Source organism: Alkalibacterium gilvum (assembly GCF_900109085.1).
GTDB classification, from domain to species: domain Bacteria; phylum Bacillota; class Bacilli; order Lactobacillales; family Carnobacteriaceae_A; genus Alkalibacterium; species Alkalibacterium gilvum.
Map to the genome: position 1 here is coordinate 1 of NZ_FNYW01000021.1, position 22,682 is coordinate 22,682.

Here is a 22,682-nt window from a genome sequence, read left to right on the forward strand (position 1 = left end):
CAAAAAATACCATATTCGCTTGTCTGGACCCAAACTGGGGAGACCCAAAAAAGACGATCGTGTGGACAAGACGATTGAATACAAAGATAATCGAGACCGTATCCAAGTTGAGCGCGACTTCAGCTTAGCCAAACGCTGCCATGGGCTGGGAATGATTCGAACACGTCTAGCCGAAACGACCTTTTCAACGATTGCTTTAGCAATCGTTTCTTTGAATTTATCCAAAATTCAAAGAAACTTTCTGCGCGCTTTATTTGATCGAAACTTTAGGAGTTTTTTTCGTGCGTCTTCCATTTAAAACTCGTCGGTTTATCAATTTAGTACTTGTTCAGTAAACACTAAGTACACGGCCAGGAATTTTCTTTAATACAACGTTCCCCAGTTTGTTGCTAAATTGTACACTAGCCTTTTTAAAAATATCAGCCGATGATTTACCAATCATGCAAGCATAAACAAACGTCTGTACAGTATCTTCATTTAAATCATAACCTCTGATATAGGCGATTGCTGCGATCATTCTCATCTGTACATAAAGTACAGAAGTAACATTTGCAGGCAATGTTACTGCCATAGTGGAAAAACCACCAAAACCCGAGACAAATCCGTTAAGCGTGTTTTTCTTTAACTGATTTGCTACCATTCGATCGATTGCTTCATCAGTGTAACCGTAACGATTAGTATAATCTTCTACTAACTCTTCTAGTGGCTTTGATACTTTTGGAATGCCATTTAAAGACTTGTCATAAATTTGTTCCAGAATTTCATGGCCTTTTGTTTCTTTATTATTCATATGTCCCTCCTTTAAAAAAATGTAGACGATATTTTCATTCTGTTTAACTCTATCATATATTACTTGTTTTTAAATGTATAGGAGAAAAGTCAATTAAGAATCAATCACTTTAAATAATGTTAATTGAGGTAAGTGACAAAAGTTGGATTCCGAGAATATTGTAAAACTGGAACTAAAATGAGTTGAGCCGAAAATATTACTAACTTTTGATTTGCTATCATAAGAACTTTTCAAAAGAACTTTTTTTGTTATAAAAGATGATAGTAATAGGTAAAGTAGAAAGCTAATAAACTCTTTTCTTTAATAGCTTTTTAACTTAAAATAGGTAGGAATAGTAAATAATGTTTATTAGATTAAGACAATAATTTCGCATTGATTTAATTAAGATTGAAAGGAGATAACTAATGGAAGAAAATTATAAAAAGCTGGAGAAGCTGCTTGAAAATATGTCAGATATTGAGGAGCAGTTGAGTCCGTGGATGGATAATAATAATATATTCGAGATTTTGAAAATCTCAAGACAAGAAATAAGACATAGTAACTTCTTAGCTTATTTGTTTAATCCATCAGCTTCTCATAAAATGAATGATGCTTTTCTAAAATCATTTCTTGTTCATTTCTACAAAAGAAATCGATCTATTATCCAAGAACAAACAAAGCTTTCTGTTTTTGATATTTTTTTGGGAGACTATAACGATGCCTTGGTCTACAGAGAGCATTACAACATCGATCTATTTATAGTTTCTGAAAAAAATAAGTTAACTATTTGTTTGGAAAATAAAATTGATGCTTCAGAGTCGAGTCACCAACTAAATAAATACAAAAATTTTGTAGTGAAAAATTATCCAGATTATCAAAATCTATTTATCTTTGTAGATCCTTATGGAACGACTCCTTCAAAAAAAGATTGGGGTAGTGTAACATATACCGCTGTCGTAGAGATACTTTCTAAAATTTTAGATGAATACGAATTAAGTACTAAAGTAAAACTGCTTATTGAGGATTACTGTAGTATGTTAAAAGGGGATATTTTAATGGACGATAAATTACAGAAACTTTGTCAGAAAATATACGTTGAATATCAAGACGCACTTGATTTGATATATGAAGCTAAGCCGGATAGAATATCGACACTTCGAAGCTTTATAATGGAGGCTCTGAATGAATTAGCAGAAGAAGGGGAAATCATTTTTGATGAAAACGAATCCAGTAAACGTCTGTTGCGTTTTCAGTTGAAGGAGTTAAATACAATATTTCCCGATTTTCCTGATCACTTAGTGAGTGGCTGGAATAATCAAAAATCATATTATGTAGAAATTGAATTAAGAGAAAAATCAGTTTATACTCAAATACCTTTCAATTCAGCTAATTCTGAGGAAGTTAGAGATGATGTAGCATTAAAACTTTCAACGTTAAATGAAAAGAGAAAGGGAAAAAATAAAGACAATTGGACTTGGTGGGTTGTTTCAAGGAAGCGTATGACTCTGTTTAGCGGTGAATATATTTCAGAATTATTTAACTATATTCATGATGAAGATAGGATTCAAGTCGTTGCTGAAATAAAAGAAAACATCGAAAAAGAAATCATACGGATACAGAAAAAATTCGATCCTTTAATTCGTGCATAGGTGGGAATGAAGCTAGATCTTAAGCTAATGATTATTTGTGACAATCGGTGAATAAAATAAAAAACTCATTATACAACAAAAGCACGTGCTGATTTCAACTGAATCGGCACGTGCTTTATGTATGATTATTTTCTTTTCTTGCCTTTTTTCTTCTTTGCTTGTTTTTTTAAGTACTTTAGTCGTGCTTGTTTTTCTTGTGCGAGTTTTTCTTCTGTTGAAAGAGAAGAGGTCGCTTGTCTTGGTTTGCTTTGAGTGTTTGGTGATGGTTTTTTGCTTGGCTGTTCTTTTTTCTCTTCAGAAACTGTTTTAACTTCAACGTCTTCAGTTGTTTCCGCAGCTTCTGCTGGGGCCCAAACAGTGCCGTCTACATTGTATAAGAGACCGTACTCCATTAATGAGAGTAATGTGTTTCCTTCGTCTTCTGATATATTGTCTCCATAAAGGTTTAATTTTTCATCAGAAGCTAACATTTTTTCATAAAAGGCCAGTAGATCTGAATCATTAGCCAAAACGTCTTTTTGTGCATTGTTCATCCACTCAGAGAGAGCTGAAACGATGTCGTCTTTTAACCAGCTTTTTGCGATGGCTAGATCATGACGCTCGATAAAGTGAGCTAGTTGTTTTTTTGTATAACTTTCGTTTGCGGCTTCCAAGGTTTGCTTCTCAGGAGCGCTTTTGATTTCTAAAGCTTTAATTGTTTCCATTGCTTGTGTGTTCATTATATAATTTCTCCTCTTACGTTTATTTATCTAGTGTAACATAAAAAGATGGCGCTGTAACAGTAAAAAAGCTAGATTATTTTATAGATAGATAGGATGTTTGGTTAAATACAAATTTATAATTATTTAAAAAATCTAAATATCGTTTAGTTTAGCTTCTATTTCTCATAAATAATCATTATTAAAGTTTCATTGTGAGGTATAAAGTTTTCTTGTTAAGCGTTTACTTGATTTACTTCAAACATTTGGTAATCTTAGATTAAGATGAAAAAGTAAAGTAATTACAAATTTAAGGAGGATATAAATGAACATACTAAAAATTACTTCAATTGTAGGTTTGTCTGCACTTGTTTTGTCAGGCTGTAAAGGTGCCGAAGAAGAAATTGACGGGTCGTCAAACAATAACTCATCAGTAAAGGTTGAACTGGTGGAAGACAAACCTAAAAATACACAATTGGATGCGACGTTTCCATTAGAAACGTCTTCTGATAATTATAGTTCAAGGATACTACCATCAGTAATAAAAAGTTTCCATCATTATAAAAATCAGGGTACTGTAATACTGTCTCCTGAAAATGTGACTGATTTCAATCTGTTCGTCAATGGTAAGAAGGTAAATATTGATAATGATGAGTGGGAAAACGAATCTGTTTATCAATTGGATATTTCTGACTATACAGTCAATGGTAATAATTCGATACAGATTAGTGATGTTAAAGGAGATGAGCCTCAGGTACACGTTCAAATCTCTTATCCAACGGTTATAGATGATGATGAGTATTATACTGATAATGAAACATTGGATTTAGTTGATTCCATTATTGAGTCTGAAATGGAAAATGGATTTACTTCAGCCCAATTGACAGTAATAAAAGATGGGAAAATTAGAAAAAGTGAGAGTTACGGGCATGTGAATAGTTATAATGCCGATGGTACTCTAATAGAAGAAGATGAAAGTGCTGAGGTAACGGAGGAGACATTATTTGACTTGGCAAGTAACACAAAAATGTATGCAACAAATTACGCCATTCAAAAACTAGTGAGTGAAGAAGAGATTTCTACTGAAGATTTAGTGTCAGATTATTTCACTGACTTTAAAGATGATGAATCTGATGAAATTTCCGGGAAAGATGTTATGACTATAGAAGACTTGCTGACTCACCAGGCTGGATTCCCTGCTGACCCACAGTATCATAATAATAATTTTACTGATATAGAGGAGAATGAAGACGGAGAGAACGCATTGTTTTCGCAAGATAAGAGTACGACCAAAGATATGATACTGAAAACTCCTTTGGTATACGAGCCAGGGACAGAAACACGATATAGTGACGTGGATTATATGCTATTAGGTTTAATAGTTGAACAAGTTTCTGGTAATGACTTAGACACGTATGTCAAAAAAAATTTTTATGAACCATTAGGGTTAGATAAACTTACTTTCAATCCATTGGACAACGGTTTCGAAAAGAACGAAATTGCGGCTACTGAATTACAGGGAAATACCCGTGATGGTGTAGTGGATTTTGAAAATATTCGTACAGAGACTATTCAAGGAGAAGTGCATGATGAAAAAGCGTATTATGCTATGGATGGAATATCTGGACACGCTGGGCTATTTTCAAACGCTAAAAATTTAGCAACGTTGGCTCAAGTCATGCTTAATAAAGGCGGATATGGAGATAATACTTTCTTTAGTGAAGAAGTGGTTCAGGATTTCACTAAAGCAAGTGATATAAATGATACTTATGGATTAGGATGGAGAAGACAAGGTGCTTCTAATAATTATAGCTGGGCTTTTTCTTCACTGGCAGACTCTGAGACATATGGACATACTGGATGGACAGGAACGTTAACAGTAGTCGATCCTAGCAACGACTTAATTGTTGTGTTACTGACATCAGCCAAGAATTCTCCTGTTTTAGATAAAGAGAATGATCCAAATACAATGCTTGGAAATAAATATTTAACAAGTAATTATGGCACAATCAGTTCATTGATATTTACTGCTATGGACGACAATAACCCAACTGAAAAATCAGACAGTCTTTTAATCGAATTAGTTGATCAAAAATTAGCGCAAATTAAAGAATTACCTGAAGCATGGGATAATGAACCAAGTAAACATTCCTATAATGCTTTAGTGGATATATTAAATGAAAGAAAAGATGGTTCTGATATGATACAAGATTTCTTAGATAATAATGAAATCAAAGCCCTAGATATCGAAGAATAGCTGCATTAAATTATGGATTTTAAACCCCAAGACTTACTCGATTTGTCTGAATTACCCGCAATCGATGAGACAGGCGACTACAAGTCTGCCGGCTTTACGGTTCGAAATGATTCATGGGACAACTACCTTGCTTTGGCTGAACAAATTCAAGAAGAATTAAAAGCAGACGGGCATTTATAAAAAGAGAGTTAAAAAAACGGAGAGGCTGGGACATAAACCCCGCCTCTCCGTTTTTGAGTTGTTTTTAAAGCAGAACTGTCGTCAAGTTTAAGACTGTTCCAAAGAGACAGCTCTATAGGTTTTTATTTTATTTAATAATCAAAACAAAAAGTCATCCTTCAACATTTCCTTGTGTATCGTTCCCCTGTATAAGGCGTCTTGATAGTGGTCGTCATAGAAATCATTACGGCTGACCATGTCAGACACTTCTCGCGCCATTTGTTCTAGTGTGTTTATGGCTTCGCTAAAATCATTAATGTCAAAACTTGTAGGGGTAAAGGTGTAGGTATCGCTGAGCGTTAGCTTGCCTTGGCTTACTTCGACATGGGGAATGGGGTAAAAGACTTCCAAATACATCATGATTTTATAGGCAATATCGTCATCGAAGGTTACCATTTCCTTGTAGTCATCAAGAAAACGTAAAGTCAGCGTTATTTTTGACGTTTCTGGAAAGTAAGTTATCTCTAGTGTTCTTTGGTATTCGGCATAATCAAAGGTGTAGGCATACTGATAGTTTCCTTCTGGTAATTCAGTGATTTCAATCTCACCATAGAGTTTATTCAAGAAGGACATCATTTCAAATTTTGGTGGCATCGGCTTATCCTTTCTAAATGGTTTCGTTTTCATCTTTATTGTACAACGGAATGCCACATTATAACAGCTTTATTTTATCCATTGACATATAAAAAGAGTTGCGCACTATCAAATAGGATAAAATGCGCGACTCTTTATTTAATAAATATCTGTTTAGTCGATATCTAAAAGATCATCATCAAGTAAATACTTTTTGTGGCGCCTTTTGATGTCATCGATTAGAGGATCCCCTTCATCCAAGGTTTGGCGAATAAGACCGATAGATTGGTAGTAAATAATGGTCATCATCCAAGAAGACAAGGGCGGGGTCTCCATGGTGAAAACGGAAGACGTTGACAGGCGATCAATAATATTGTCGGTGCTGTAGGTGCCTTTTTGCTTCTCCTGTAAGTTTAGCCATTCCCGAGCAATTTTATTCTGTGATTCAGCCATCAGCCGTGTTTGGTGGGCCAGATGCGTCATATGCTTTAGCGACTGCTTGGTGATGAGTTGGTGCCGGTTACTGAAATTAAATAGCGTGCCTTCTGGGTGGGGATGCATGTCCAGGACGTGGTGGAAGGCAATCCAGTTTCCAGAACGCTTCACCACACCCCGGTCAGGCGTAAAGTAATAGGACCCCAACACAAAGGGACAACAGGATTTTATTTTCAAAGCAAGGCCAAACTGACGTACCCAACGGTAGTCCACATTGACATATTTAAAGTAACGCGTCATGATTTTCGTCGTGGTCTCCAGGGACTTCAACGGGGCACCAGTCAACTGAAAAACGAGTGAATTATAGGGCGTACTTTTTTCCTTTGACAAATCATAAATGTAAAAGGTCTCGTGATCCAGCAGTAAATATTTTTGTTCGATAGCTAAATCTATGTGGTCGAGCATGGTATCTGGTGCTAAGTTAAGCACATAAGTATAAGCGGGCGGATGGCTCTTCAAAAAAAGTGTCGCATCCTCTTTCTGTGAATCATTCACGTAAAGATTAAAGCGGTCAAAGACGTCTCTTTTGTAACTTTCGTCATAGTCCAATCATTCATTCCTCCCGAGATAGTGATAAAATATGTAAACGTTTACGTTTTTGATTATACACTATGTTATGTATAAAGTATACACCTTTAAAAGAATGAGAAAAATTTTATTTATAATTGATATCTGACGCTTTAAAAGTGCTTTATTAGGTATCTTAAAAGGGCATTTTAAAGAAAAATTATGAGAGTTTAATAAAAAAAGAATGGTTTAAAGGCCTTATTAGGAAAGAGTTGAGCCAAAGGGATAGATTTACATCCAATTGGGACTGAAGGTTAGTGAGTTGGTCTTTTGAATGAGAAGCTTTGTGGGGGTAAAGTAGGGTCATACAAGGCCTTGTATAAAATGATTAAGAAGATCTTCGGATGAGAGGGTAAGATGAACAGACAGTTAACAGACGCGTTGGCAGGAGATTTCTTGCTTGTGCATGAATCCGTCGTTTACGGCGTTTTGAAAGCCTGTCACGTGGCTTATACTCAGGCGCATTTTGAGGATTACCTGCAGATTGGACGATTGGCGCTCGTGAATGCCTATGAGGTGTTTCCAGATCATTTGTCTGATGAACAGAACTATTACCGTTTTACAGGTTTTGCCTACCAACGTGTGAGATGGGCGATTTTAGATGAGCTAAGAAAGGCCGCCAAGGAGCGTGAACGGGAGTGTGCTCTACCGGATGCCAGCCTATTGGAGGAGCGGTTTCTCATAGACAGCCGCGAGGAAGCAGTGGTTCATGCCGACTTGTTTCAAGCAATGCTTGCCTGCTTGAATGCAAAAGAGAAACAGTATGTGGTGGATGCAGTGATTTCGCGTTTAAGTGTGTCTGCGATTGCCCAAAAGTATGGGGTGTCCAGAAAGACGGTCTACCAATGGAAGCACCGCATAAGTAAAAAGTTAGCGCATTTTAAAACCGATTTGAAAGGAAATTAGGACAGGGATTTGAAATTTAAACTAGGATAAGGATTTGAATTTTGAATTAGGAAAATGATTTGAAATTTAAACTAGGACAAAGATTTGAAATTAAAATTAGGATAAGGATTTGAAAAGAAATTAGGATAACGATCTGAAATTTAATGAGAAAAGAGGAAATACACAATGACAAAAACAGTAATCATCGATGCCGGACACGGTGGCAAAGACACAGGCGCGCAAGGAATTGGTTTTTATGAAAAAGATTGGACCTTAAAAATAAGTTTATACCAGTACAAACGCTTAAAGGATTTGGGCGTAGAGGTAGCCATGACCCGCATGAAGGACAAAACACTGGAACCTTTTCAACGTGTGGCTCGGATCAAAAACCAGTATGACTTATGTTTATCCAATCACTTCAATGCCTTTAACGGACAAGCGCGTGGGGTGGAAGGCATTCATTCCATCCACAGCCAGTCAGGCTTAGCCAAAGACCTCGTTGACCGCGTCGTGAAAAAGACGGGCTTACCCAAACGTCGAGTCTTCCAGCGTGAAATAAAAAAAGGTGTGGACTACTACTATATGCATCGGCTGACCGGAAAGACGGAAACGATTATCATGGAATACGGCTTTATCGATAACAGACTAGACGTTAATTATTACAAGGACGATACGCCATTCTACAAGGCAGCGGAAGCAGTAATTGAAGGCATCTGTGTGGCAACGGGTCATCAATACCGCCGCCCAGGATCCACTGCGTTAACGAAGGTTGAGAGTGAAAAGCAAAATACTCCTGGGAAAAGTCAGCAACTCGTCAGCCACTACCCTGGGAAATTACGCTTTTACAATAAGCCAAGCTGGCGTGATGCGGACGTTTACGGCTACCTCACCATGGGACAAGGCTTCCCCAAAGTCATCAAAAAACGAACCGTTGGCCGCAGCAAGCAATACCAAGTAGAAAATTCCAAAGGCGACACCTACTACATCACCGCCAGCCCTATATACGTAAGCCTTAAATAGAAGAAATCCCCTACGCGAATCCGCGTAGGGGATTTCTTGCCTTGTTAACCTAAGCAGTTAATGGCCGGTGAGTGGAAACTGGTGAAACAAACGCCTTAGCGTGACCAGTTTGCTAGTGGACGGTGAAAACTCGTGACACAAATAGCTTAGGTGGATCAGTTTCGTGTTAAAAGCTTGAAACTGCGTGAGCTAACCCATTTGCCTACGCAGGTTTCACCTGCATCGCTCAAACTGAGTAAGAAAAGATCTCTCAGAGTAGACATTTTTCGCCGCAGCGAAAAATACCATCATTGGGATTTGCTGGAAAGAGTTGTTTCGGATTAGCTAACGCAGTTTGCTTTAAAAAAGTAAAACTGGTGAAGCAAACGCCTTAGCGTGACCAGTTTGCTAGTGGACGGTGAAAACTCGTGACACAAATGGCGTAGGTGGACCAGTTTCGTGTTAAAAACTTGAAACTGCGTGAGCTAACCGATTTGCCTACGCAGTTTTCACCTGCATCGCTCAAACTGAGTAAGAAAAGAACTCTTAGAGTAGACATTTTTCGCCGCAGCGAAAAATACCATCATTGGGATTTGCTGGAAAGAGTTGTTTCGGGATTAGCTTAAGCAGTTTGATTGAAAAAAGTGAGAACTCCTTAAGCAAATGAATTAGCGCGATCAGTTTTCTTGTGGAAAGTGAAAACTCGTGACGCAAATAGCTTAGGTGGATCAGTTTCGTGTTAAAAGCTTGAAACTGCGTGAGCTAACCCATTTGCCTACGCAGTTTTCACCTGTAACGCTCAAACTGCGTAAGAAAAGATCTCTCAGAGTAGACATTTTTCGCCGCGGCGAAAAATACCAGCTCAGTCTCAAGCCTTTCGATTTACCACCACAAAACGGGGCACGTTAGACGATGTGTGGATGCCGTTTCCAGCAATATGCGCGAAACTTCTTCGGAAAACGCACGAATTTAATAGTTAATCACAGCTTTTGTTAGGCGCTTTATAGTAACGATTCATCTTAAATATTAGCTGTAAAAAACAGGGGTTTCAATTGTTATCATGCCTAGGATATGCTATTCTTAAGGAGTAAAGTATGTCGAGAAATATACATTTATATTAATGATTTGCGGATGGATTTCTTTTAAATGAGAGCGTTCTATTTAAAAGCCCGTGTTTACATATATAGAATTGAAACAGGAGAGTGGAAGTTACATGTCTATCGAGAAATTTAAAAAAGGGACACCGTCAGTTAATGTTGTCCAGGCGGTCACTAAGGAAGAGCTCCAGAAACCTACGAAAGTGTCAGATAACTATTTGAAACAGAAAAGTGTTAAGTTTATTCCAGCAAGTGGTGCGGCAACGCGAATGTTTAAAGCCTTATACACTTATTTGGAAGATGAAATAGAAACTGATTTTGTCATGCGTTTTATCGATCACTTAGAAGCGTTCGCTTTTTATGAAGAAATTGAAAAGGCGCTGGCTCCAGAGACAATGGATAAGGACACACACGAAGGGCGCTTGAAAATTGTGAGGGCCTTGTTAGAAGGGGAGTTGAATTACGGCTTCTACCCTAAAGCGCTGATAGAAATGCATCGCTATGAAGATTGGACCGCGACGCCGATTGATGAACATATTTTTGAAGGCGAGCAGTATTTAGATGAAGAGGATGTTAACTTGCATTTTACGATTACTGAAGAGCATGAAGCGATGTTTAATGAGTATGTTGAGCCTTTGTTGAAAAAGAATGAGCATTTAGAGATTACTTATTCTTTTCAAAAACCAGAAACAAATACGTTGGCGGTTGATATGGAAAACAAGCCGTTTAAATTGAAGAATGGTGAAACCTTTTACCGTCCGGGTGGTCATGGGGCTTTATTACACAATCTGAATGATATAGATGCAGATATTATTTTCATTAAAAATGTGGATAATGTCTGTCATCGTAGTCAGATTGAAGATACCATTCATTCGAAAAAAGAGTTGGCTTCACTGGGTGTTGAGACAAAGAAAAAAATCGATGGTTATATCGAGGACCTCTTATCTGATACGTATGACTTAGATGAAATCAATACGTTCATTAACGATACGCTGACGATCCATTTCAAAGAAGCGTTGACGAAAGAAAAGGCGTTGACCTTTTTAAATCGTCCGCTGAGAGTATGTGGGATGGTTAAGAATCTAGGTGAGCCGGGTGGTGGACCCTTTGTTGTTGATAATGGGAAGTATACGGACCTACAGATTTGTGAGAAGTCAGAAATTGATTTGGGTGATGAAGAGAAAGTAGAGATCCTTAATAATTCTGAATTCTTTAATCCGGTTGATCTGGTTTGTTTTGTTAAAGATCATAAGGGTGAAAAGTTCGATTTAAGTCAATACGCGAACGAAGGCCGTTACTTTATCAGCGAAAAGACCCACGAAGGTAGACCGCTAAAAGCGTTGGAGCATCCGGGACTTTGGAATGGCGCGATGGATAACTGGAACACATTATTCGTTGAGGTGCCTATCACAACCTTTAACCCCGTTAAAAACGTCAACGACCTTTTAAGAAAAGGGCACCGCGAAACTAAATAAGTCTAATATAGAAGAAACACCCGTCTACCGGACTAATATCCGGCGGACGGGTGTTTTCGTTTTTGAAATCAGATCTTTCAGTGGATGTTTTTCGCTGGGGCGAAAAGCTACATCATAAATTGCTGAGTTTATAGTTTGGATGACAAAACTGGGTGAGCAAAACGATTAGCTTACGGAGTTTTATCGAAATGAGCCGTAACTCGTCAACCAAATCCATTTGCGGCATGAGTTTTAGTTGAAAATGTTAAAACTCGTCAATTAAATCCATTTACGTCCCCAGTTTCTAATAAAAACGACGAAACTCATGACGCTAAAACACACAGTTATAATTTAAATTCAATTAAATCCATCAGAAAAGTAATGATTGAAATTCATGAAGTAGCGTTTGAGTAAATCATCTTGCTTCAATGATAATTTAGCTGCTAATTCTAGCATAGTCTGTATGTTGGACGGTGTATCTCTGCATATAAGAACATAAGATATAGCGTGATCTTTAGTAGGAATAGATACTGCAGCAGCACCAGCCATATTTGCAACTCTGATAAGTCCTTTATTTCCTTTAAACTGATATTTTTTGGCTTGATGTCCCATATGACCAAGTACAGTATCACCCAGGCCTTGGAAATCTACAGGACCTTCTTTAGATAAAATAACATCATATAGTGAAAGGTTATTTTCTAGAAAACTTATAAGTTTTTCTCGAGAAGCATTAAGATCAATCTTAGTTGACGCCCAGTTATATGAGGGCATCCTTAAATTATTCATTGCATCATTAATTATAAGAACTTTATTCTGTATTGTATTTTCCTTAGAAGTCGGTAAAGAAATGATTGTTTGTATAGCTATTTTTAATTCCTCAAACTCTCTTGTGATAAATCCAATTGAAGGTGTAAAAGAATGCGAATCTGTTGAGTGTTTTATGAATTTGTTGGTATGTTCACTGCATATAGATGGAGAAATAAAACTGAATAAGTTAAGTGATATGGCAGGTGCTAATACAGATCCGCCTCCATCTGTCCCGATACCTAAGTCGTTAATACCTGTCAAAACATTGATTGCAGTGCCGCTCGATGAACCTGTCATAGGCTTACCCGTAATTGGATTTTTAATACTGACATCAATGGCTCTACCACCCAAGCTATAAGTATCTTTTGTGTGTAAACCATAACGACCAGTAGATTCAAAAGACTCAATCAAAGAATAAGGGATTTCTGGACGATTTTTGACACCAATATAACTAAATGGCAAGTCAGTCACTTTATCAATAACTTGTGGATAGGTAGTTACTACAGTATCGTAGGGGTTTTGTAATGCGAGGAATGTTTTTTTCGCTAAATTTCTTATCATTTCTTTAGTCATTGTGTATCCATCCTTTTATTATTTAATTTAATTTTAAAATAAACCTTGAAAAAAAGATACTCTCGTATTATACTAATGGAAAGAAAGCGCTTTTAAAAATGATTTGAATTGAAAGGAGGATAAAATTATCGGATTTTCAAGTTATATATTTTGATGGTAAATATTTTTAATTATCAATTTACAAAAAAATGTAAATTGAAATATGATAAAAAGGGAGAATAACTATGATTAAAATTGTAGTGGGTGGACAGATTGACAAGAAAGAAGTTGCGAAGCTTGTTGAGGAAAATGTAGGTGATAAAGCAGAGGTTGTAGTGAAAAGTGATTTGGATGCTGCAATGTCATTAAAAAATAATGAAGCAGACTACTACTTTGGGGCTTGTAATACTGGTGGCGGTGGAGCCTTAGCTATGGCGATTGCAATGATAGGAAGGAAAAATACTGCAACTGTTTCAATGCCTGGCAACATCATGTCTGATGAAGAAATTGCAAAAGAAGTACAAGCAGGTAAACGAGCATTTGGCTTTACAGCACAACATAAAGAGAAAGTTGTTCCACTTATTGTAAGTGAAATCCTTAAAAAAAATCAGTAAAGGAGAATGAAAAATGGATATACTACAGTTAGTTGTTATTGGAGCGCTAGGTGCAATGGCAACAATGTTAACAAATAAAGGGATTGCTGTATTTAACGATGGTTTAAGACCCATTTTACCCGAGTATTTTGATGATCATGCAATCAGTCGACAGGAACTTGCAGCAACAAGTTTTGCTGTTAGTTTTGGCTTAGTTATTGGGTTTGGTATTCCCGTTTCAATCGGTGCCAGTATTTTACTTATTCATAGTGTGCTCTTGATGACAGACATTATAGGAACCTGGACACCTAATACTAAATTGGGATTAGCTTTGGCAGGGGTTTTAGGAGCTGCTTGGGGGATTGGATTAACATTAGGTTTGCAATTTATTGTTGATTTATTTGCAATGTTACCGGTCAATTTCCTAGATGCTCTGGGAGCTGTTGGAAATCCAATCGTTGTAGCTTTCTCATTATTCCCAGGTATTGCAGTAGCTTATCAGCATGGGTTTAATAAAGGCGCTCTTACGGCCGGACTAAGCACATTTGTCTTAGTTCTTGTTAGACAATTCGGAACCTTCACATTGCCTGGTGGCCAAGCTGTAACAATTAGTGCAGAAGGAATGACATTACTTACCGGAATGGCATTTATGTTGTACTTTGCTATTAAAGTAAAAGGTGAGTCAACAGATAATCAGAATTTAGTGAATATTTTCGCTGAACGTGTAAAGAAAATTAAAAAGAATATGATTTTACTTTCCTTAACAGGTGGATTAGTGGCTGCTGCAACAAGTCTAACATTGATTGCAGGAGATCCTATTTCTTTAAGCTTAATGGATGGTGGACAGTTTGGTGAAGCGGCTCTTGCGGCGTTCGCTCGAGGGATTGGATTTATTCCTTTAGTATTCTCAACAGCTATTGTTACCGGAGTATACAGCCCGGCAGGAGCAACGTTTGTGTTTGTAGTCGGTATTTTACTTCAAGGTAATCCAATTTTTGCCTTTATATTAGGTGCGTTAGTGATGCTAATTGAAATTTCATTACTAAGTGGTGCTGCTAAGGGCTTGGATCGATTCCCTGGCGTTAGAGAAATGGGTGAACATATTCGTTCAGCAATGAACCGCGTATTGGAGGTAGCATTGCTTATAGGAGGAGCTTTAGCTAGTGAGCAGATCGCACCTGGTATTGGATTTTTCTGGGTTATTGGAGTTTACCTCTTAAACCGCACAGCTAAAAAACCTTTAGTCGATATGGCTGTTGGTCCAGTAGCAGCTATTGCATTAGGAATTATAGTAAACATTCTTTTCCTATTAAATCTTTGGGCACCAGCTGCATAAATAATTTAAGAGGCTGGGATGCCAGCCTCTTTACTATTAACTGAAATAAAATAAAGGGGAAAACCTATGCTAGTAGATGGATACACTTATGCACACGAACATACAACAATCGATTTATCTTCACTGAAAAAAACAGAAGATACCAAGTTAAATTTATTTGATGAAACGGTTGAAGAATACAAAGCATTACATGATAAGGGTGTACGGAACATAATTGATGTGACAGTTAGAGGAATGAAGCGTAATCCGGCTTATGTAAAACGCGTCGCTGAAGCTAGCGGCATGAATATTTTACAATCTACCGGTTGGTACCAGGATAAATTCTTACCTGAATATATTGAAACAAAGTCAGTCAGAGAGCTTGCTGATATGATGATTAATGACATAAAGGTAGGTCTTGACGGGACTGATGTAAAAGCTTCTCTAATAGGAGAAATAGGAACAAGTAAAAACGAGATGACTAGTCGTGAACGTAAGGTATTTGAAGCAGCTGTGATTGCCCATGACGAAACGAATGTACCTATTACAACTCATACGACACTAGGGACATTTGGAAAAGAACAAGTTGAATTCTTTAAGTCAAAAAAAATGGATCTCAGTCGCGTTGTTATTGGACATGTAGATCTGACAGGGAACATAGAATACGTACTTGAACTTTTAAATGAGGGCGTCTATGTTGAATTTGATACAGTAGGTAAAGAAAATTATATGCCTGATATGACCCGTGTGAACATGCTGAAACGTATCGAAGCAGAAGGTTTTGAAGACAAGGTATTCTTATCCATGGACATTACACGCCGTTCTCATTTGAAAGCTAAAGGTGGACTAGGCTATTCTTATTTGCTTGATACATTTGTTCCATTAATGAAAGAGAATGGCATATCTGATAAATTTATAAAAAAAATGCTCAAAGATAATCCTAATGCATTTTACAGTTAAAAGGAGGATAGTATGCAGACATTTCCATTAGAAAGTATAAATGTTAAAGAAGCAATGTTAAAACAATTCAAATTAGTTGACTGCATGACAAAGGTATTTCCTGGAAATGAGATATTGACTCGAGGTGATCTGGGTGTAGTTCCAGGGTTAAATAAACCTGAGACAACAAAAAATGTTGAACATGTAATCGCTGATTTTTTTGGAGCAGAAGATTGTATGCTCGTTCGCGGATCTGGAACGATGGCAATTCGATATGCATTGTATAAGGCTATTAAGCCAGGAAAAACACTGCTTATTCATGACGCGCCGATCTATCCAACAACTAAAGTATCATTGGATATGTTTAATATAAATGTGTTGAAAGTAGATTTTAATGATTTAAATAAGCTGAGAGATATATTAGAAAGAGAAGATATAGATGGTGCGCTTATTCAACTTACTAGACAAAAACCAGATGATAGCTATGATTCTCAGCAAGTCATCGACCTTATTAACGAAGCACTTCCAAAATTACCAATCGTAACTGATGATAATTATGCTGTTATGAAAATACCTAAAATCGGTGTGGAAATGGGGGGGACTTTATCTTGCTTCTCAACCTTTAAATTATTGGGGCCAGAGGGCATAGGCTGCATCGTCGGGCCAAAGGATATAATTTCTGAGTTGAAAAAAGATAATTATTCTGGTGGCTTACAGGTTCAAGGGCATGAAGCGATGGATGTACTGAAAGGTTTAACTTATGCTCCTGTTTCACTAGCTATCTCAGCAGAAACAACTCAGAGTGTTTGTGAGGATCTCAATAATAGTGCTGTTTCAGGTGTGAAACGAGCGACGATTGCCAATGCACAATCTAAAGTCTTGCTTGTAGAACTCAATGAACCAATAGCTAAAGAAGTACTTAAATCAGCTAAGCAATTGGGAGCAGCACCACATCCAGTTGGGGCAGAATCAAAGTATGAAATCACACCTATGTTTTACCGTGTTTCGCATACTTTCTTGGAATCAGATGCTTCACTTGAAAAGCGTATGATAAGAATTAACCCAATGCGTTCGGGGCCAGAAACGGTCAAACGCATTTTAAATGAAGCGATTCAGAATGTAAAAGCTGAGAAAGCGAAGCATTCTAATGAGTGAGCTGTTTTTTAAGAAAAAGGGCATTGCCATTGAAAAGATAGCTTCAGAATTATATTTGTTAAATATAAATGATCGTCTACCGACAATGAAAGAATTCCAAGAAAGTTATCATTTATCACGAGGAACCGTTCAAAATGCACTATCTTTTTTAAAAAATGAAGAAGCAATCAAAATAAAAAGTCGAGGGCATTTAGGAACATACATTGAAGGAATTGATTATAAAAAATTACAGACATTTGCAAATGCGCAAAGAATAGTTGGTACTATGCCTCTGCCTTATTCTAAGCTCTATGAAGGTCTTGCAACGGGCTTATATACAATGTTTAATGACCAAAATATTAAACTAAATTTGGCCTTTATACGTGGAGCTAAAGAACGTATTGAAGCGTCAGAAAATGGGACATATGATTTTGCGGTCATTTCACGGTTCGCTGCAGAAGAAGAGATGAAGAAAAATCCGAATATAACTATAGCCTTAGCGTTTGGAGCGAATACCTATCTTTCTAAACATATATTAATATTTTCAGAGAAAAATAAACATGAAATTGAAGATGGTATGAAAGTTGGAATTGACGCAGATTCATTAGATCACTATTACTTAACCAAAGATTTGGTCGAAAATAAAAATATAACGCTTGTTAATTATCCAGCGAACCAATTAATACACGCTATTAGAGAAAATGAAATCGATGCGGGTGTTTGGAATTACGATGAAATACTTGAAAAGGGATATACTGACTTAAACTATGTTGATATTCCTGTGAAAGACTATCATGAAAAGATAAGTGAAGCAGTTATTGTGTGTTCACGTGAGCGTTTAATGGTCGAATCACTTTTCAAGAAAAATATTTCTATTGAAAAAATGCATGATATTCAAAATAAGGTGAAAGCTGGAGAATTGGTACCAAGATTTTAAATAAAGGAGAACAAAAATGATTCAAGAAAAATTAGACATATTAAAAGACACCAATGTAATTGATCAGACTGCATATAATTATTCACAGGAGGCTTTAGTATATTTGAAGAATAACGATATTATCAAAGAAGATGATGAAGCAGATGTGTTAATTACGCACTTAGCCATGGCAACAGCACGTCAGAATACAGATGAAAAAATAGATGGTGTGGATGGTATGATTTTATCAGACATACAATCAGATGAAAAATATGATCAAGCAACACAAATATGGGATGAACTGAGAGCATTTGCACCGGCAAAGTTTGAAGATAATGAAGAAGGCTACTTCCATCTTCACTTAGTTACATTGTTACGAGAAAAGTAGTAGAGGAGACGATAACATGTTCTTGGAGATGGTAAAAAAACGCAATTCGGAATTGATTGATTTTGCTGTGACACTTCACCAGCAAGGCATTATTTTACCGGATACCTATGTTATAGATTTAGATAAAATAAAAGAGAATACAGAAAAAATGGTGAAAAAAGCAGATTCTTTAGGAATTGAATTGTATTTCATGACCAAACAAATTGGACGAAATCCAAAAATCGCTGAAACAATTATCGAAGCAGGTATAAAAAAAGCTGTAGTCGTTGATTTTAGAGAAGCTGAAATTATGATGGAAAATAACATACCTATTGGTAATGTAGGACACCTTGTTCAAACACCAAAACACTTCCTAAAAAGGATAATGAACTATGGCGTAGATTATATAACCGTCTATTCTATGGAAAAATTAGAACAAATTAATTCAGTTTCTGAGGAATTGAATATAAAACAGAAAGTAATGTTACGCGTTATTGATGACAATGATGCTTTATATCCGGGGCAATATGGTGGCTTTCAATTGGATGAATTAGATGAAAATATAGATAGAATGAAATCACTTGAATATTGTGAAATTGAGGGCTTAACGTCATTCCCGTGTATATTATATGATAAAGAATTAAAAGATTTCAAGTTGACTCATAATGTTGAAACCTTAAAAAAAGCGAAAACCTTAATGGAAAAACAAGGGTTTAATATTGTAGATATGAACGTTCCTTCTGCAACTTCAATTCAAACTTTACCATTTTTTGAAGAGATGGAAGGAACTCAGGGAGAACCTGGTCATGCATTATCAGGAACGTCGCCTATGCATGCAGAAGTGGAGCTGGAGGAAAAGCCAGCGTATGTGTACGTTAGTGAGGTTTCTCATAATAGCAGGAATAGTGCATTTGTTTTTGGTGGAGGATACTATGCACGAGGAAATCTTGAAAATGTCTTATTAGACAATGAAGGGAAACGATCTCAAAGTAAAGTCAAACCTTTTCCAAGTGATAATATTGATTATTATCTTGAAATAGATGGAAAGCAGACAGTAGGTGCAACAGCTATCATGGCAGCACGCACTCAAATTTTTGTTACCCGTAGTCAGGTTGCACTAGTGAAAGGACTGAATAGTAATAAACCAGAATTAGTTGGCATTTATACTAGTCAGGGTAGGGAAATAGAAAGGAATTAATATGGGGAAATTTATAGTTATAGTATTAGATAGTTTTGCCGTAGGAGCAATGAAAGATGTGCCTGAAGTTAGAGCACAAGATGTGGGGAGCAATACGGCACTTCATATCATTGAACAAAAAAAAGATATAAACATTCCGCAACTAGTTGAACTTGGATTAATGAATTGCATCGGTGAAGAAAGAGATAAATTTAAATTTTCTCAATTTGCGAATTGGGGAACATCTAAGTTGTCTCACCAAGGGGCAGATTCATTCTTAGGACATCAAGAAATCATGGGTACCATTCCACCGATACCGTTAAATGAACCTTTTAGTGCATCGATTGATCAAGTAAAAGCACGCTTAATTGAAGAGGGCTATTCAGTTAAAGAAGTAGGTCAAGAAAATGAACCTAAAATTCTTGTCGTTAATGACTGCGTTACCGTAGGAGATAACTTAGAGACTGACTTGGGACAAGTTTATAACGTGTCGGGGTGCTTAGATGTTATTTCTTTTGAAGATTTGACTGAGATAGGAAAAATTGTCAGAGATGTCGTCAAAGTGTCCCGTGTTATTACCTTTGGTGGTGAGGATGTAACGGTAGATGATTTACTAGCTGCCCGAAAAGTCATTGATAAGACTTTTGCAGGAGTGGATGCGCCGGAGTCAGGTGTTTATGATAAAGGGTATCAAGTTGTCCATTTAGGTTATGGAATAAATCCAGAGGTTCAGATACCTACGATATTGGATAAGAATAATATCGATGTCTCTTTGATAGGTAAAGTTGCAGATATCGTACAAACTAAAAGTAACCGTCTTTTTCCAGGTGTGGATTCTCAGTATTTGTTTAATCAGCTAATGACCCAAGTGGATGAGATCGACCATGGATTCATTTGTTTGAACATTCAGGAGACAGACTTAGCTGGACATGCTGAGGATGTTGATCGATATGCTGATAGGTTGGAAGTTAGCGATAAAAACATTAGTCAGTTGATCAAAAAACTAACGACTGATGACATATTAATCGTTATGGCTGATCATGGAAACGATCCAACTATTGGGCATAGTCAGCACACCCGAGAACGCGTGCCTCTGCTGATTTATTCTAAGGGTATGAAGAACAAGCATGTTGGAAATCGTAGCACCATGTCAGATGTGGCAGCAACAGTCAGCGAATACTTTGAGGTAGAGAAACCCGCTAATGGAGAATCTTTTTTAGGTAAATTATCTTAATTTCTAAATTAATATATAAAGAAGAAATTCTGTGTAAAATAAAAGTGTATAAGATAAAATAAAAAACCCAAATTTCCTTGGATAAATTAAATGATTTAAATAAACGAACATATAAAGAAAGATCTTCTGACCATAATGTGGTTTGAAGATCTTTCTTTATATTGAGTGAATATCCAGTAGGATTTCTCGAATAGGAGCATTTTTTTTATAAGCCAGTTTTATCTAAAGAAGTTTTATCCTTTTTCTTAGAAACTCATGAAGATAATAGGTTATCTTGACTACTTCTAAAACAAAATTATTCTACTTCTAAAGTAAATACGATAGCTTAAGAAGTTCTCGTCAAAAAACGTCAAACTTCTTAAGATACCAATCATAACATTAATAAAAATGTTCATTGTCATTATCTAGGAGTGGAAGCTATCCATTTTTGAAGTCCATTCACTTATTATCACAGAGGCATCATGTGTTTTTTGACAATTATTCTTGAAAGCATCATCGATGGCTTTGAATAATTGTTGTAAATGACGCCTATTCATCCCATTATGCAAAGCTATAATCGGTTGTTCGATATCTAGATGAACAGATCCAGCCGTAGCTAAGATATCAAAGGTATAATTGTTCAATCTTTGCTTGTTCAAAATGGGTTCGCCATAGACTGTGATTTGACACCCTCTCTCCAATTTCGTTTGAAGGAGGCGCGCGATATTTTCAGCATGCCGATAACTATTAGGACTGTACACGAGAATATGACAGCTGTTATATTTTTGATATAGATGAAAACTAAGGTTATCCCATCTGGAGATAATAAGATAAAGCAGCTCTTCATCATTTATTTTATCGGGGTCGATATCGTATAGATCATAAAGTTCATACAAAAGTCGTGTCAACGCATCATAAAAATGAGGGTATTTACGAGAATAAAGACGCAACATATTATAATCTGACGGTTTAAAAATTAAGTACGTATCTAATGGTTTTGCATAAGACAATGTTGAATTCTGGTAGAGCATATCATCTATTTTAGTGGCAATATGATTAAAATCAGTTAAAGGTAAGTCAAAAGACTGGGCGAGTTGACTTAAACGTTTTTCAATTTTTTCGGTATATCTTGGATTAGATTGAGAGATCGTTTCTTTCGTGTAGGGACTGAAATAATAAAACATATAAAAGGTGTAAATTTTTTCATAAAGCTCTTTTTTGTTTTCATCTATATCAACGTGACTGAGCCAAGCATTGACTTGAGAACGCATGTGGTTGAATTCATCAGCCTGATGATGTTCATCCGCTAATTTAGAAAAGTAAATATTGTGTCCAAAGCGCTCCCTTATAATGCTTACAGCAGTGAACAAGATGAATTTATGCACATTAACGGTTTCAAAACGGATGGAATCGATTTGAAAGAGCGAGTCGACAAGCTTTTCAATTTCAGAGTAATCAATGTAGGGAAGAGGCCAGGCCTGATACCCGTACGTTTCCAGAAAATAAGAAGTGAAAAAACGTCTGACAAGGAATTCATCACCGATTATTTGGTAAGGATGGATACCAAGCGTCAGTTCGTAATCGGACAACTTATCTTTCAATTTTGTGATCATGCGACCAAGGGTGGATGTGCTGATATGTAAATCATTTTCGAGATCGATCCCGGACATTTCATTTTTTAAAAACAGCGTTTCGATCAACTGGAGAGAAGGTGAAGCTTGCATCGCCTGATGTTGGAAGGTATCGATACTGATATTTTTAGAAAGAACAAGAATATATCCCTCTGCTGAAGTTTCTAAAAATCCTCCGGTATCAGCAACTCGCGTTTTCAATTCTTCCATATAATAACTTATCGTTCGTCTGGAGGAATCTATTTCATGAGACAAATCTTTTAAAGTAAGAGGATTTTCTGCAAAGTATAATTTCTCTAAAAGCGTATAAAGTTTACGTTCTTTTACCGGAATAAGCTCCCACATACACTACTCATCCTTTCGCGACATTATATAT

At 36.6% G+C, this 22,682-nt stretch carries 21 protein-coding genes; 15 read left to right on the forward strand and 6 right to left on the reverse strand.

Features of this window, described 5'->3' with window-relative positions:
• Window positions 1-298: transposase (locus tag BMX83_RS06300; protein WP_143059496.1), on the forward strand; the 298-nt coding region annotated here is incomplete at its 5' end.
• A gap of 30 nt (window positions 299-328) precedes the next feature.
• On the opposite strand, the gene BMX83_RS06305 is transcribed toward BMX83_RS06300, so the two are convergent.
• Window positions 329-850 carry an EcsC family protein gene (locus BMX83_RS06305; RefSeq protein WP_342707560.1) on the reverse strand — a complete coding sequence of 174 codons (522 nt, stop codon included), beginning with the start codon at window positions 848-850 and terminating at the stop codon, window positions 329-331.
• A gap of 344 nt (window positions 851-1,194) precedes the next feature.
• Between BMX83_RS06305 and BMX83_RS06310 the strand changes: the two genes are divergently transcribed.
• Window positions 1,195-2,418 carry a PDDEXK-like family protein gene (locus tag BMX83_RS06310; RefSeq protein WP_091634864.1) on the forward strand — a complete coding sequence of 408 codons (1,224 nt, stop codon included), beginning with the start codon at window positions 1,195-1,197 and terminating at the stop codon, window positions 2,416-2,418.
• A gap of 125 nt (window positions 2,419-2,543) precedes the next feature.
• Here the strand turns inward: BMX83_RS06310 and BMX83_RS06315 are convergent, their stop codons facing one another.
• Complete coding sequence (locus BMX83_RS06315) at window positions 2,544-3,137, reverse strand: hypothetical protein (protein WP_091634867.1); 594 nt, start codon at window positions 3,135-3,137, stop codon at window positions 2,544-2,546.
• Window positions 3,138-3,441: 304 nt separating this feature from the next.
• Between BMX83_RS06315 and pbp4b the strand changes: the two genes are divergently transcribed.
• The gene (gene pbp4b, locus BMX83_RS06320) at window positions 3,442-5,373 is read left to right on the forward strand and encodes a penicillin binding protein PBP4B (protein ID WP_091634870.1); all 1,932 of its coding nucleotides are present in this window, start codon (window positions 3,442-3,444) and stop codon (window positions 5,371-5,373) included.
• A gap of 12 nt (window positions 5,374-5,385) precedes the next feature.
• Window positions 5,386-5,553, forward strand: coding sequence for a hypothetical protein (locus BMX83_RS10915; protein ID WP_177170524.1), 168 nt, complete (start codon window positions 5,386-5,388; stop codon window positions 5,551-5,553).
• A gap of 138 nt (window positions 5,554-5,691) precedes the next feature.
• Here BMX83_RS10915 and BMX83_RS06325 read toward each other — a convergent pair whose 3' ends face one another.
• Both BMX83_RS06325 and BMX83_RS06330 read right to left on the reverse strand, forming a co-directional pair.
• Window positions 5,692-6,186, reverse strand: a complete 495-nt coding sequence (locus tag BMX83_RS06325; protein ID WP_091634872.1) for a hypothetical protein — start codon at window positions 6,184-6,186, stop codon at window positions 5,692-5,694.
• 153 nt (window positions 6,187-6,339) lie between these two features.
• Window positions 6,340-7,209 carry a hypothetical protein gene (locus BMX83_RS06330; RefSeq protein ID WP_091634875.1) on the reverse strand — a complete coding sequence of 290 codons (870 nt, stop codon included), beginning with the start codon at window positions 7,207-7,209 and terminating at the stop codon, window positions 6,340-6,342.
• Window positions 7,210-7,584: 375 nt separating this feature from the next.
• Here BMX83_RS06330 and BMX83_RS06335 point away from each other — a divergent pair, with 375 nt between their 5' ends.
• The 3 genes from BMX83_RS06335 to BMX83_RS06345 all read left to right on the forward strand — a co-directional run bounded on the left by BMX83_RS06335 (window position 7,585) and on the right by BMX83_RS06345 (window position 11,683).
• Window positions 7,585-8,133 (forward strand): sigma-70 family RNA polymerase sigma factor, encoded by a 549-nt coding sequence (locus tag BMX83_RS06335; protein WP_091634877.1) that lies wholly within the window; start codon window positions 7,585-7,587, stop codon window positions 8,131-8,133.
• 165 nt (window positions 8,134-8,298) lie between these two features.
• Window positions 8,299-9,132, forward strand: coding sequence for an N-acetylmuramoyl-L-alanine amidase family protein (locus BMX83_RS11125; protein WP_091634879.1), 834 nt, complete (start codon window positions 8,299-8,301; stop codon window positions 9,130-9,132).
• A 1,192-nt stretch (window positions 9,133-10,324) separates the two neighbouring features.
• On the forward strand, window positions 10,325-11,683 hold the full coding sequence (locus BMX83_RS06345; RefSeq protein WP_091634881.1) for a DUF4301 family protein: 1,359 nt from the start codon (window positions 10,325-10,327) through the stop codon (window positions 11,681-11,683).
• 336 nt (window positions 11,684-12,019) lie between these two features.
• Here BMX83_RS06345 and BMX83_RS06350 read toward each other — a convergent pair whose 3' ends face one another.
• Window positions 12,020-13,042 carry an amidase family protein gene (locus tag BMX83_RS06350; protein WP_091634884.1) on the reverse strand — a complete coding sequence of 341 codons (1,023 nt, stop codon included), beginning with the start codon at window positions 13,040-13,042 and terminating at the stop codon, window positions 12,020-12,022.
• 224 nt (window positions 13,043-13,266) lie between these two features.
• Here BMX83_RS06350 and BMX83_RS06355 point away from each other — a divergent pair, with 224 nt between their 5' ends.
• The 8 genes from BMX83_RS06355 to BMX83_RS06390 all read left to right on the forward strand — a co-directional run bounded on the left by BMX83_RS06355 (window position 13,267) and on the right by BMX83_RS06390 (window position 20,696).
• Window positions 13,267-13,635 carry a DUF2620 domain-containing protein gene (locus BMX83_RS06355; RefSeq protein WP_091634887.1) on the forward strand — a complete coding sequence of 123 codons (369 nt, stop codon included), beginning with the start codon at window positions 13,267-13,269 and terminating at the stop codon, window positions 13,633-13,635.
• A 13-nt stretch (window positions 13,636-13,648) separates the two neighbouring features.
• Entirely contained in the window at window positions 13,649-14,950 is a 1,302-nt protein-coding gene (locus tag BMX83_RS06360) for a YhfT family protein (protein WP_091634889.1), read from the forward strand.
• Window positions 14,951-15,016: 66 nt separating this feature from the next.
• Window positions 15,017-15,889, forward strand: coding sequence for a phosphotriesterase family protein (locus BMX83_RS06365; protein WP_091634892.1), 873 nt, complete (start codon window positions 15,017-15,019; stop codon window positions 15,887-15,889).
• Between the two features lie 12 nt (window positions 15,890-15,901).
• Window positions 15,902-17,023 (forward strand): aminotransferase class V-fold PLP-dependent enzyme, encoded by a 1,122-nt coding sequence (locus BMX83_RS06370; RefSeq protein WP_091634895.1) that lies wholly within the window; start codon window positions 15,902-15,904, stop codon window positions 17,021-17,023.
• On the forward strand, window positions 17,016-17,939 hold the full coding sequence (yhfZ, locus tag BMX83_RS06375) for a GntR family transcriptional regulator YhfZ (RefSeq protein ID WP_091634898.1): 924 nt from the start codon (window positions 17,016-17,018) through the stop codon (window positions 17,937-17,939). The genes BMX83_RS06370 and yhfZ overlap by 8 nt, the downstream gene beginning before the upstream one ends.
• A gap of 16 nt (window positions 17,940-17,955) precedes the next feature.
• Window positions 17,956-18,306, forward strand: a complete 351-nt coding sequence (locus tag BMX83_RS06380; protein ID WP_091634901.1) for a hypothetical protein — start codon at window positions 17,956-17,958, stop codon at window positions 18,304-18,306.
• A 16-nt stretch (window positions 18,307-18,322) separates the two neighbouring features.
• Entirely contained in the window at window positions 18,323-19,483 is a 1,161-nt protein-coding gene (locus BMX83_RS06385) for a YhfX family PLP-dependent enzyme (RefSeq protein WP_091634903.1), read from the forward strand.
• A 1-nt stretch (window position 19,484) separates the two neighbouring features.
• Window positions 19,485-20,696 carry a phosphopentomutase gene (locus tag BMX83_RS06390; RefSeq protein ID WP_091634906.1) on the forward strand — a complete coding sequence of 404 codons (1,212 nt, stop codon included), beginning with the start codon at window positions 19,485-19,487 and terminating at the stop codon, window positions 20,694-20,696.
• A gap of 404 nt (window positions 20,697-21,100) precedes the next feature.
• Here the strand turns inward: BMX83_RS06390 and BMX83_RS06395 are convergent, their stop codons facing one another.
• A complete protein-coding gene (locus BMX83_RS06395) occupies window positions 21,101-22,651 on the reverse strand; it encodes an AcpB/EbpR/MafR family transcriptional regulator (RefSeq protein WP_091634909.1) in 1,551 nt (516 codons plus the stop codon).
• Window positions 22,652-22,682: the final 31 nt, after the last annotated feature.